Annotated in this window: 10 protein-coding genes; 3 read left to right on the top strand and 7 right to left on the bottom strand. The window is 61.3% G+C overall.

All coding sequences use genetic code 11. The annotated features are described in order from the left end of the window. Positions 1-13: 13 nt before the first annotated feature. From ACFOW7_RS21035 to ACFOW7_RS21025, 3 genes are read left to right on the top strand one after another with little or no spacing between them, the layout of a single operon-like run. Entirely contained in the window at positions 14-1,936 is a 1,923-nt protein-coding gene (locus ACFOW7_RS21035) for a glycosyltransferase family 2 protein (RefSeq protein ID WP_378168388.1), read from the top strand. Positions 1,937-1,940: 4 nt separating this feature from the next. Beyond that, complete coding sequence (locus ACFOW7_RS21030) at positions 1,941-4,199, top strand: glycosyltransferase (protein ID WP_378168386.1); 2,259 nt, start codon at positions 1,941-1,943, stop codon at positions 4,197-4,199. Then, on the top strand, positions 4,196-5,245 hold the full coding sequence (locus tag ACFOW7_RS21025) for a glycosyltransferase (RefSeq protein ID WP_378168384.1): 1,050 nt from the start codon (positions 4,196-4,198) through the stop codon (positions 5,243-5,245). The genes ACFOW7_RS21030 and ACFOW7_RS21025 overlap by 4 nt, the downstream gene beginning before the upstream one ends. Positions 5,246-5,436: 191 nt before the next feature. On the opposite strand, the gene ACFOW7_RS21020 is transcribed toward ACFOW7_RS21025, so the two are convergent. The 7 genes from ACFOW7_RS21020 to ACFOW7_RS20990 form a co-directional block, all read right to left on the bottom strand. Beyond that, positions 5,437-7,443, bottom strand: a complete 2,007-nt coding sequence (locus ACFOW7_RS21020) for a FecR family protein (RefSeq protein ID WP_378168381.1) — start codon at positions 7,441-7,443, stop codon at positions 5,437-5,439. A gap of 12 nt (positions 7,444-7,455) precedes the next feature. Further along, a complete protein-coding gene (locus ACFOW7_RS21015) occupies positions 7,456-8,754 on the bottom strand; it encodes a surface lipoprotein assembly modifier (RefSeq protein WP_378168378.1) in 1,299 nt (432 codons plus the stop codon). Positions 8,755-9,285: 531 nt separating this feature from the next. Further along, a complete protein-coding gene (locus ACFOW7_RS21010; RefSeq protein ID WP_378168376.1) occupies positions 9,286-10,056 on the bottom strand; it encodes a replication initiation protein in 771 nt (256 codons plus the stop codon). Between the two features lie 38 nt (positions 10,057-10,094). Next, a complete protein-coding gene (locus ACFOW7_RS21005) occupies positions 10,095-10,565 on the bottom strand; it encodes a type IV pilus modification PilV family protein (protein WP_378168374.1) in 471 nt (156 codons plus the stop codon). Next, positions 10,555-11,103 (bottom strand): prepilin-type N-terminal cleavage/methylation domain-containing protein, encoded by a 549-nt coding sequence (locus ACFOW7_RS21000; RefSeq protein ID WP_378168372.1) that lies wholly within the window; start codon positions 11,101-11,103, stop codon positions 10,555-10,557. Before ACFOW7_RS21000 ends, ACFOW7_RS21005 begins: the two co-directional genes overlap by 11 nt. 3 nt (positions 11,104-11,106) lie before the next feature. Further along, entirely contained in the window at positions 11,107-11,586 is a 480-nt protein-coding gene (gspG, locus tag ACFOW7_RS20995; protein WP_378168369.1) for a type II secretion system major pseudopilin GspG, read from the bottom strand. Positions 11,587-11,621: 35 nt separating this feature from the next. Further along, positions 11,622-12,827: a type II secretion system F family protein gene (locus ACFOW7_RS20990; protein ID WP_378168367.1), complete on the bottom strand. Its 1,206-nt coding sequence runs from the start codon at positions 12,825-12,827 to the stop codon at positions 11,622-11,624. Between the last annotated feature and the right edge of the window lie 3 nt (positions 12,828-12,830).

Genomic DNA, 12,830 nt, shown 5'->3' with positions numbered 1-12,830 from the left:
TTCTTTTCGCGCCATGTCGAGAAAACTAAAAAAACTTGCCGCCTTCGCCCGGCTATTGGCGAGGAATCCGGGAAAAATACCATCAGCAGTCAAAGGGCTAAGCGCCAGCTATGTCCAAAGTGGTGTACCCGGGCTGAAAAACTTCTTCCATACCTTCTCGGTACTCGAAGGATTTGACCGCGCCTGGGAAATCTACCGGCGCGGCTTTGTCGACTACCGGGTCAAGCCGCTGCGCGAGATCGGCGCCAACTGGAGCGATCCGCCGCTGATCAGCGTCCTGATGCCGACCTACAATACGCCGCTGCCGCTGCTATGTGCCGCCATCGAATCAGTGCAGGCGCAGTGGTATCCACATTGGGAATTGTGCGTAGCCGACGACGGCTCGACCGATCCGCAGGTGCTGGCCACGCTGCAACGTTACGCCGCCAACGACCCACGTATCCGAATCAGCCAGAGTGTGCGCAATACTAATACTGCCGCGGCTTCCAACCGGGCACTGGCCATGGCCACCGGTCGCTATTGCGCTCTGCTCGACCATGACGACCTGCTTGAACCGCAGGCGCTCTGGCGGTTTGCCGACAGCATCGTCGAAGACGCACCGGACTTTCTCTATAGCGACGAGGTACTGGTCGACGAGAACGCCACGTCGATCCAGAACTGGGTATTCCGTCCCGGTTTCTCGCTGGAGCGCTTGCGCGGCCACCCCTATATCGTCCATCTGGTGTGCTTTCGCACGGCGTTGCTGCGTGAGATCGGCGGCTTTGATGAGCGACTTGCCATCTCGCACGACTACGACCTGATCCTGCGGGTCGCCGAGCGGGCCGACAAAGTGGTCCATATACCGGAAGTACTCTATCAGTGGCGCCAGCGTGGCAGCTCCACCGGCCATCAGAAGAAGGCTGAAGTCGAGGCCGTTTCCAAGCAGGTGCTGAAGAGCCATCTTGAACGCTGCGGCTTGAGCGAAGCCAGGGTGGAGGCGCGTGAGCGCTTCAACTACTACAAGGTCGACTACCCTCTGCCGGAAAAAGCCCGAGTGGCCATTGTGATTCCCACCAAGAACTACGGTCACCTGGTGCGGCAATGCGTCGAGAGTCTGCATCGAACGATCAGCGGTATCGATTACGATATCGTGCTGATCGACCACGACTCCGACCAGCCCGAGTCCCTGGCCTATTTCGACGAGTTCGAGCGACAGCGCCCCAACCATCGCCGGCTGCGTCATCAGGGCGCCTTCAATTTCTCCAGCATCAATAACCGGGCCATTCGCAGCCTGGGCAAAGGCTACAGCCATCTATTGCTCTGCAATAACGATATCGAAGCGATCGAGCCCGGCTGGCTCGACACCATGCTCCGGCTGAGCTACCAGTCCGATATCGGCGCCGTCGGTGCCTTGCTGCTCTACCCCGACCGTACCCTGATCCAGCACGGCGGCGTCTGTGTCGGTCTCTATGGGGCAGCCGAGCACTACGGCAAATTCATGAAGTGGCGGCTCGAAGATGGCGAACGCCATCCGGGCGCACTGGGCAGCCTGCTGATCAACCACGAAGTCAGCGCAGTGACCGCTGCCTGCCTGCTGATCAAGAGCGAGGTATTCGAGCAGATCGAAGGGTTCTGCGAGAAGATGGCGGTCGGCTTTGGCGATGTCGATCTGTGCCTGCGGGTACGCGAAGCGGGTTACCGGATCGTGATGAGCCCGGATGCCGTGCTGATACATCACGAATCGGTATCGCGCGGCAAGAGCCGCACCGATCCGCATCCGCTCGATTCAGCCTTCTACCGTCAGCGCTGGGCCAGCTTCCTTGCCAATGGCGACCCCTATTACAACCCCAACTTCGATCTCGGCCAGACCAACTGGACTATCCGTCCGGACTTCCACTGGGAACAGTTTCCCAAGCGGCGTATCCATAACGCTGGCCGCTTTACCATCCTGAACTGAGTCCATGACGCTCGAATACGCTCCGGAATCGCGCCCCGAGCGGGCGCTTAACAACCTGGCGCTGGCGCTGGAAAAGCAAGGCGGCGAGATCGCCCGGCTGCGCGGCGAGTTGAACCGGCTCACCGCTGAACGCGAACAGCAGGTCGGTGCCTTGTCGCAACAGCTCCATCAGACCCAGATGGCACTCGAACTCTATCGCAACCGTCGTGTGGTGCGCTGGGTGGACCGTCTCAAGGGCTGGCTCAAGCCCGCTCCGCCGCAACCGACTGCCGCAGTCGCGGCACAACCGGCAGCGGTAGCCGTCGCCACCGATGTCACGGACCGGACCGATATCATCGTCTGCGTCCACAACGCCCTCGACGACGTCCAACGCTGCCTGCGCTCGGTCCTGCAACATACCACCCCGGTCTATCGCCTGATCGTGGTCGATGACGGCAGCGCCGCCCCCACGCGTGACTGGCTGGCCCGTTTCTGCAGCAGCCAGTCGATCACCTTGATCCGCAACGAACAGGCCGGAGGCTATACCCTCGCTGCCAACCAGGGGATGCGAGCGAGCCAGGGCCGTTATGTGGTTCTGCTCAACAGCGACACCCTCGTCAGCGCCGGTTGGCTCGAACGGCTGCATTTCGCCGCCGAAGTCCGCGGCGAGCGCACCGGTATCGTCGGGCCGCTTTCCAATACTGCCTCCTGGCAATCGATCCCAGAGATCGAGCATGAAGGCGACTGGGCCACCAATCCGCTGCCCGACGGTGTCCAGCTCGCCCAGTGGTCCGACTGGGTTGCGCTGCGCTCCGGTCGGATCTACCCGATCCTGCCGTTCCTGAACGGCTTTTGCCTGCTGATCAAGCGCAGCCTGATCGACACGATCGGCTATTTCGACGAGGAGCATTTCGGCCGAGGCTACGGCGAGGAGAACGACTATTGCCTGCGCGCCCAGGCGGCCGGTTTCCAGCTTGTGCTGGCTGACGACTGCTACGTCTACCACGCCCAGTCGAAGAGCTACTCGCATGAGCGGCGTAAACCCCTGGCCGAAGCGGCCGGGCAGGCGCTGGTGGCCAAGCACGGTGCGCCGGTGATCGAAGCAGGGGTTGCGGTCTGCCGCGATGGGCTGGCCTTGCTTGGCCTGCGCCAACGGGCGCGCCGGCTGCTCGAGCGGCAACGTCAGGTCGAAACCGCGCGTGCACGCTGGGAAGGCCGGCGTGTACTGATCATCCTGCCGGTGCAACACGCCGGTGGCGGTGCCAACATCGTGCTGGCCGAAGCCCTGGCGCTCCAGGAGATGGGCGTCGATGTGCGGCTGGTCAACCAGTACATCAACCGTTCGGCCTTCGAGCGCAGCTATCCCGATCTGCATCTGCCGGTGATCTATATCGACAGCGAGGATGAGCTGCTGGTCCACGCCCGTCACGCCGATGCGGTGGTCGCCACGGTCTACTACTCGGCCTATTGGGTCAAACGGCTGGGCGAGCTGCTGCCGCATCTGACGCTTGGTTACTATATCCAGGACTACGAGCCCTACTTCTTCCCCGAAGGCAGCCCCGACTATGTACGGGCCCGCCAGTCCTATCAGCTCGACCCGCGCATCAAGCTGTTCACCAAGACCTGCTGGAATCGCGACGAGTTGCAAAAGCAGACAAATATGGTAGCCCAGACGCTCGGCATCGATTTCGACGCCGACCTCTACCGGCCAGGCCAGCGTCATCTGCCGCACTATCCACACGGTCCGGTACGAATCTGCGCCATGGTGCGGCCGACCTCGCCGCGCCGCTCGCCCATGCTGACCATGCGGGTGCTGCGTGCGATCAGCCAGCGCTTCGGCGCTGCGGTCGAGATCGTGATCTTTGGCGTGGCCCACGACGATCCGGCACTGGCGACCTATCCCACCGATTTCGACTTCAATTGCCACGGCGTCTGCGACCGCCTAACCCTGGTGCGGCTGTTTCGCGAAGTCGATATCTTTGCCGACTTCTCAAGCTTCCAGGCCATGGGTCTCACTGCACTCGAAGCGATGGGCTGCGGCGCCGCCGTGCTGGTTCCGCAAGCCGGAGGCGCCGGCGAATTTGCCCGCGACCATCACAATGCCCTGCTGGTCGACACCAGCGACGAAGATGCCTGCATCGCCGCGCTCGCCCGCATCGTCGAAGACCATGCACTGCGTCAGCGCCTGCAACGTCAGGCGGTCATTGATGTCGCAGGGCTCGACCCGACCGGCCCGGCCTACCGGATGCTCGAAGTGCTGTTCGGCGAGGAGGCGGCACGATGAAGCGGATCCACGTCATCCACGAATATGCGGTCGATAACCGGCCGCACAGTTGCAGCTACATCCGGCTGCTACAGCCGCTCAGCCACCCGGCGATCGCTGACCGTTACGACATCAGCTTCGGGCTGACCATGACCGAACGACCGGTCGATGCGGTCATCCTCGAACGGGTCTGGATGCCGACCGGCATCAACTGGCAACAGGCCGAGGAACTGGTCTGGCAGATCCGTGCCGCCGGCGCCCGCTTGATCTATACCCTGGACGACAATCTGGTCGACCTCGGGATCGATTCGCCGCAACGTGGCTTTCCATCTGACCTCGACCGCAATGTGGTGCGCTGGCTGATCCGCGAAGCCGATGGGGTGATCGTCTCGACCGAGGCGCTGGCCCGGCGCTTTGCCGGACTCAACCACAATATACTGGTGGTGCCCAACCAGCTCGACGAGCGGCTGTTCCCCAGCGAACTGGCCAGCCGGCCCGAGCGCGACAAGCTGGTGATCGGTTATATGGGCACCTTCAGCCACCAGGCCGATTTCGCCATGGTGCTCGAAGCGCTGCGGGCCTTGCTGCATGACTATCCGGGCCGGACCCGCTTTGAGTTCATCGGCGTCACCACCAACCCGGCCATCTTCGAGCTGCTACGCGGCTACGATTTCGACGCGCTCAGTTGTGGCGACGACTATCACTATCCCAACTTTATCCGCTGGGCCGGCCGGCAACTCGATTGGGATATCGGTATCGCCCCACTGCGCGATGAGCGCTTCAATCGCTACAAGTCCGATATCAAATATCTGGACTATGGTCTGCTCGGTATCCCGGCCGTCTACAGCGATATGCCGATCTACCGCGACAGCGTGCGCGATGGAGAAACCGGCCTGCTGGCGGCGGCGGATGTCGACGCCTGGTATCGCGCCTTGCAGCGGCTGGTCGAAGAGGATGCCTTGCGTCAGTCGATCCGGCGTCAGGCGTTTACCGAGGTGGCTCGGCAGCGGACCTGGAAATATCGTGCAGCCGACTGGCATGCCGCATTGGAACAGTTGCTGGCCTGATTGCCACGGGGCGAATGGAGAGCCGTCGGATCAACAGTCCGGCGGCTTTTTTAATGGTTTCATGCAAAAAATAAAATAATGAGAAAAACCATTGCAAGATCCAGGTTTGCATATAAGAAAAAATAAAACATCAAGGCCACCAATCCCTAAAGATTGGTGGCCCATGGCGGCAGCTGACCGCAGTTCGACGATTACGGCCCGGTGGGTCGCTTGAAGCCCGCTCCACCCATTACCGTGATACCGCCATCAAGAATCTGATAGGTCAGCCCGGTATGGGTAGCCTGGTCGCCTGCCAGGAAGCCCTTGATCGCGGCCGAACAGCTACTGTTGAGACAACCGCTTGGCGTCAGTCCGAAGTTGTAACCTGGTCCGCCAAACCCTTTGCCTCCACCGACCAGACCGTAGTTCTTCGACGACACGGCCACATTGGCGCTCAGATCGACATCGAAGGTCTTTACAGACGGGTCGAAGGTAACGGCTACCGAGCCGCTGAAGGTACCGGGCGTGGAGAAGGTGACCGCACCGGAACTGGTATCCATCAGCGTCGGCTGGGTTGCCCCGGCCAGACTATAGGTAAAGGTGGTCTTGGCCGTCAGCGTCGGAAAGGCCGTGGTGGCCTTACCGATCACATAGTGGTCGCCACTGCCGGGATCGGTCATGTCGAACTGACGGTTCGGATCGACCTGACTCGGCGAGACGATCTTGCCACCTTGCCAGCGGCCCCATCCCAATACTCCATCGCCTCCGGCATCGACGAGCTTGGCTGTGCCGATCGATGCATTGAGGCTGCCGCCGTTGGAGACGGCAGTCATCCCCCCGGTACTGTCGAACGTCCCGGTCAGATTCGACTCGACCTCGCTCTGCCCCTGCACAAAGAAGATCCCGAACGCCCCATCCTTGCCCACATAGGCATGCGTGCCAGTGTAACCACTGCCAGAAATCAACACCGTCGGTGGCGGTGGCGGCGGCGGCGGCGGCGGCGGCGGTGGCGGCGGCGGCGGCGGCGGCGGCGGCGGCGGCGGCGGCGGCGGCGGCGGCGGCGGCGGCGGCGGCGGCGGCGGCGGCGGCGGCGGTGGTGGCGGCGGCGGCGGCGGCGGCGGCGGCGGCGGCGGCGGCGGCGGCGGTGGCGGCGGCGGCGGCGGCGGCGGTGGCGGTGGCGGCGGTGGTGGCGGTGGCGGCGGCGGCGGCGGCGGCGGCGGCGGCGGCGGCGGCGGCGGCGGCGGCGGCGGCGGCGGCGGCGGCGGCGGCGGCGGCGGCGGCGGTGGCGGCGGTGGTGGCGGCGGCGGCGGCGGCGGCGGCGGTGGCGGTGGCGGTGGCGGCGGCGGCGGCGGCGGCGGCGGCGGCGGCGGCGGCGGCGGCGGCGGCGGTGGTGGTGGCGGCGGCGGTGGTGGCGGCGGCGGTGGCGGCGGATTCTTGTCGCCTAGATTGGTCTGCTGCCCCTGACTATCGCGGGTATCGGCCAAGGCGATCTTGTTGCTCTGATTATTCTGATCATTACCGCTCGCGACATTGGCCGTGTCGACCGTGTCATTGGTCGCGGAACTACCTTGATCCTGACTCGATTTGCCGTCGCTCTTCTCTCCCTGACCGCTGGTCTCACCCGAGCCGGTCGGTTTGTCGGTGGCAGCCGGGCTGCTGCGCTCATTGGCCACATAGGCATTCTCATTGCGGTTGAGCACCAGGCTACCGAAATCGTTCTGCACGATAACAGAACCTTCATGGACCGATACCCGCAGCCCTTCACCCTGTTCGGCGCTGTATTCCGTGCCACGGATACCGATGGTGGCCGTCGGGGTAGACATCCGGTAAGCGTCGCGTTTTCCCTTGCCAATCAAGCCAGTAATCGTACGCAGCGCCCCACGCACCAGATTGAACACGCCTTGCTCATTGCCGTCGTTGGCGCCATCGAAACGATAGAACTCGATGCGGAACCGGGTATTCGGGGCAAGCGAGACGAAAGCGCCGTCGGTAAAGCGCAGCTGTACCCTACCTTCGTTGGTGTCGATCAGATCAGCAGCGTTCAGCTCGCTGCCGCGTGTCAGTACCCGCGACTGCTGGCCTGGAGCGACCGCAGTCACGTTACCAGAAGCGAATTCAACCCGGGCTGCCGGCGCCGCGTAGACGGCATAGCTCAGCATCCCGGCTACCAGCATGGCCGAGGCCGGGCGGGTCAGACGGAACACGTCCTTGCATTTCATAGTGGACCCCGCTTACTCGAAATCCGCGCGCACGGCTAGTTCGAACACCGTGCGCGTGTAATCGTTGATCGTGATGTTGGAACTGTTGCGCGTGTAGTTGAGTAAAGGCAGCAAAGACCAGCGCTTATCAAAAGCGTAGCTCAAGCCGACCCGCGCATCGGTCTGCTTATCGTGCCGTTTCTTGAGAAATAATACCTCTTGTCCCCGGTAGCTACGGTCTTCATAACTGGCCGACAGCAGGAGCTTGAGGCGGTCGTTGATCACCTGTTCAGTCCCGGCGCGCAGCCCCAGTGAGCGGAAGCTCAATGCATCGAAACGGCGGTCCTCGACCTGTTCCCGTCCACCAAATAGCCCCGCAAAACCGTTACTGCCGCTATCGCTGCGCTGGCTATAGGCTGCACCGGCAATCAAGCGGCGCCCGTCGCGGACCGACTGACCGGGATAACGCAACTTGGCGGCCTGGCCAAACAGGATCAGTTGTTGGGTACCGGTCAGATTCTTGATCCATTGTCCGGTCAAGCCGGCGTGATTGCGATAGCTGCGGCCATCGAGCCGGAAATGGCCGGCTTGGGCAGTCAGCAGCCAGAGCTGGTCATTGCGTTCGAAAGCAGGGCCCAGGCTGAAGTCGTATGAGTCGGTATCGAATTCCTGCTGATCGAAATTGCGCCGCAGGGCCGCTGCGCCGCCAAATAGCCAGGCCAGTTCGCGATCCACTCGATGCAGATAATTAAAACCGGCGCTCAGATTGGCGAAATCGTCGCTGCGCTTGCGGCCATCGCTGGCGATATCGAAAGTCAGACCGCCAAAGATGGGCAACGCAACCTGGCTTTCCGCAGTCGCGCTGTTGACGTTGCTGTCGTGGCCGAAGCCGAGCTGGGCATAGATCCGGCGATTGCTGCGGGAGGGGGCAGTCTGCCGGGCAGCGATCGCTTTCAGGTAGCGGTCTATGGTGGGAATTGCGCTGGCTGGCGGGTTTTTTGCCTTAACGGCTTCAAAGTTGGCCCGAGCCGGCTCGAGTTCACCCAACATAAACTGGGCACGTGCCAGTTCGAGTCGGGCCAGAAGATTGTCGGGCTGCTGGGCCAGCACCCGTTCCATTGCAAATACGGCCTGGGTCGGTTTACCGGTGTCGTTGGCGGCAAGGCCTAATAAATAATCGAATTCGACCTCACCCGCATGCTCGGTCGCCTGGGGCGACAAGAGTTCAAATGCCTGCTGCTGCTTGCCCGCGGCGATCAGGCGCTTGGCCTGCTCTACCTCGGGGATAGCGGCAAGCGTGGCCGTGGCGGCCAACCATGCCAACCATCCCATACCATATTTGTTTACTTGTCTCGGCATCGTTGTTTCCCTGGCGGATTACCTGTCGCGATTCTAATTATCGGCGCATTGCCCAAAGCACCAGCCGGCCCGGCAAATGCGTACCTCTCTCCAATATATAGGCTGGCGATCCTGGCTTGCGGAGCAAAAGTGGCGCTTGACGCGCCACTGCTCCCCTCATCCTACCTGGGAAAAAACGATTTCCTCCTGAGCGGCTCGACGCCGCCCGGCACACCATAAACGTCAACTTTTTAAGGGCGTCCTCACCATAGAAGAAGCTCAAACATTGCAAGCTATTGATTTTAAAGAAATATGCGAAAATCCAAAGGGTGAGTGATTATGATAAATTTCGTTTGTGTTCTGCCAGAGCTTCTGGGTATAATGGGGCTCCACTTGGAAATAAGGTTAAGCGCCACCCCAAGCCTGCCGGTTGCTCCGCCACAAGCAACACACAAAAGCCTGTCCTGTTTTGGACAGGCTTTTTTCTTTTATGCAGCACGATTACAACAGTAATCACCCGCTGCTTCAGCCCTCTCCACCGCCGATCAACCCTTCCATCAGCAGCGCTGGGTCACCGACATACTTGCCGTCGTTGATATCGACCAGAATCTGCGCTCCGACCACCTTCTTGCCCCGCTTGTGGTATTCGATCTCGACCCGCAAATCGCTCGTCTGGTTGATCTCGCGTAATGCCGGATTGATGCAGTCACGCTTGGCATATTTGAATTCGAGCTGCCGGCTGATCCCCAGCAGATCGTAGAAATCCTCCAGGGCAATCACATCGCTGCGCCCCTCGGCCAGAAAACGTACCGCGTTCTCATAGAGCGCCAGCGAGTACTTGCTGGTGAGCTGATTCTGTAACTTGATATCGATGATCCCGTACGTGGCAGGCTCGTACAGCTTGTCCACCAGCATCTGGGCAAACTCATACTCGATCACCCCACCCCGGTAGCGCACCGCTGCCAGCAGCGTGGTAATACCGAAAGCGTCCTTGGACTGATCGACGATGGACCAGCGTACCGTGGTCTTCATCAGACTCTTGACACTCTCTTCGATGTACTCGTAGTTGTAGGAATCGATCTCCAGCATTTCCTTGAGCTTGGACATCTTCATTCGGTGGATGCGCTGGGTGGCCAGATCGGGATAGGCGTGCTTCAGCAGCACGTTGTAGATCTTGCGCTGGAGAAACGAGATCGAGTTGGAGATCTGAATAACGTCGGAATGCTTCCTGACGTTCAAAGGCACCGTCGCCTCCCCGAACAGTTTGGCGGCAGATTGTTTGTCCAGGTCAAGCATATCCGGCATCGTGGTGATCCTCGGGCGAAAAAGCGGGCTCAGGGCTTGGGCGGTGTCGAGGGCGGTGACGGCTGCTGCGGATTGCCGGTGCCAGGCGGCGTATTCTTCTGCGGACGGGTACGATAAGCCACCAGCCGGTATTCCCGTGCCTGCTCCCCTTCGCCCCAGAAAACCTGGACCAGTACACGATCAAGCACCAAAGGCAGTTCAACCCGCTTAGCCAGCGCCGCGTCAATCAGATCGACCTCTTCGATCGTCATCCGATAGCCGTAGAGAATGCCGTTGTAGCGCTCCTCGTTCTCTCGATCCACCACTTCCATCGTGGGATCGGTCAGATACTCGTCGAGCTTGCTGCGCGCCAGCACCGCTGCGGCATGGTTGACCTGGCTTTCCTGCATCAGCCGCATCGAACCTGAATAGGCCACCAGAATGGCCGTCAGGCCGATCCCCATAATCACCAGCGCGACCAGCACTTCCATCAAGGTAAAGCCTTGGGCACTACGACGCATCGTCGCCCTCCAGCGTCTCTACCTCGATCTTGCCGGTCAGCGCCGAGACGCTGAAGCGGTAACGCTCGCGCCCGGGACCGTCGAGAATCAGCCGTACCGGCTTGGCACTGCCATCAGCATAGAACTTCAGTACTTCTTCATTGCGCAGCACCGGGTCTTCTTCCCCCTCGTCGCTTGGCGGCAGATCGTTATTGACTTCGGGAGGCGGCGGCTTCTTCATCACCACTGGTTCAGGATCGCGTTCGAGCTTCCAGCCGGGCGGTGGCTGCCACAGCAACTCACCGAACTTGAAGGTGGAGGCGTCGAAATCGACATAGCCGGTCTGGGTCTCGTTCTTGAGAATCGCCTGGCTACGCAGCTGTCCCAGCCGATCTTCGAGCGTCTCGCGCGCTGCGCGGACATCCCGGCTATTTATGAAAGTAATCAGCCTAGGTGCTGTCAGAGCAGCAGCCACGCCTATCAAAAATAGAACGATCAGTAGTTCCAGCAAAGTAAAACCGGCCGCCGCAGCGGCGACCGGTCGATGGCGCAAGGGCATGGTTTATTTCGGAGCGGAATCGGCAGCAGGCGCGCCCTCGGTGGTGCCTTCCCAACTGGTGATATCGGCATCATTGCCTTCACCACCTTCGGCGTTATTGGCGCCACCCGACCACAGATCGTAGTCGCCATGATCACCCGGCGCCTTGTAGTGGAAATCGTTGCCCCAGCCATCCTTGGGGGTCTTCGGCAGGTAGGGACCACGCCAACGGCTGGCACCCGGCGCATCGTCCGCCGGCTTGACGCGCAGGCCAGCCAGACCTTCCTCAGTAGTCGGATAACGACCAAGATCGAGCCGGTAGGCATCAAGTGCCGTGCCGATCGAGGAAAGCTGGCTCTTGGTGGCATCGATCTTGGCGCCGTCGACCTGGCCAAACAACCTGGGACCGACCAGTGCGGCCAGCAAGCCCAGAATCACCATAACGATCAGCAGTTCGATCAGGGTAAAGCCGCGTTGCCGCGACCGGTGTTGCGATTGCTTCACAGGAGTTCCTTTCTCCGTCTATCGTTTTCGGCGCCTTAACGCGCCATGCTGTTGATCGAGAAGATGGCAGTCAGCATCGACACCACAATGGCACCGATCAGGCCGCCCATCACGATAATCATCATTGGTTCGAACAAGGCCACAAAGCGCTTGGCCGCCTTTCTGACCTCGTTGTCGTACTGGTCGGCGACTTTGAGCAGCATTGCGGCGATGTCGCCGGTTTCTTCACCCACGGTCACCAGATTGGTCAACAGCGGCGGGAAGAAGCGGTCCATCCGCATCGGTGTGGCCAGACCTTCACCTTCGCGGATGCCGCGCTCCAGCCGACTCAATGCATCGTTGACCTGTAGATTGTCCGAGAGTTGCGACACGATGCGCAGCGCTTTGAGAATCGACACGCCAGCGCTGAGCAGGGTGCCGAGCGTCCGACAGGCACGGCTCAGGTTGGCCTTCAGAATCAACTCACCCAGCAGCGGCAGACGCAGCAGCAACTGGTGCCACCACAGTTTGCCCGAGGGCGAGCGGATATACAGGATAAACGCCGCCACCAGGATGGCCAGACCGATCAGCAGCTCGATCCCATGAGTCTGCAAAAAGCTGCTGGTCTCGATCAGGAAAGCTGCGGCACCGGGCAGTTCCTTGCCCATATTGGTGAATACCTCGGCGAACTTCGGGATCACCATCACCGTGAGCACGATCAGCGCCGAGATACCGAAGACCAGCAGGACCACCGGGTAGATCGAAGACGAGATCAAGAAATTACGGAACTCGATCGAGCGCTCGTAGTAATCGATCAGCCGGGCCAGGGTCAGGGGCAGGATGCCACCCTCTTCGCCAGCGCGGACCATATTGATGTAGAGCCGGGGGAAGGTCTGCGGATGGCGGGCAAACGCCTCCGCCAGCGGACTGCCCTTCTCGATGTCGAGCAGCAGCTCACGCAGCAGCCCACGCAGCTTCTCATTGGGCAGCGTGGCCATCAGGATCTTGAGCGCCCGATCGATCGGCAGGCCCGCGTCGAGCAGCGTCTTGAGCTGTTCGGTGAATTCGAGGATATCGGCCATCCCCGCAGCGCTGCCGCCACCGAACGTCAGGCCGCTCAGCAAGGGACGCTTTTCCACCACGGACAGGGCTTCCCAGCCGTTCTCGCGCAGCAGCGCCTCGGCCTGGGCCTGATTGGTCGCCTCCATCACCCCGGAGACGGTGTCCTCGTTGATACGGACGCGGTAGGCAAATTGCGGCATGAG

The sequence above is a fragment of the Chitinimonas lacunae genome (assembly GCF_042650885.1).
GTDB lineage: Bacteria > Pseudomonadota > Gammaproteobacteria > Burkholderiales > Chitinimonadaceae > Chitinimonas_A > Chitinimonas_A lacunae.
This window is presented reverse-complemented; position numbering and strand designations above follow the sequence as displayed.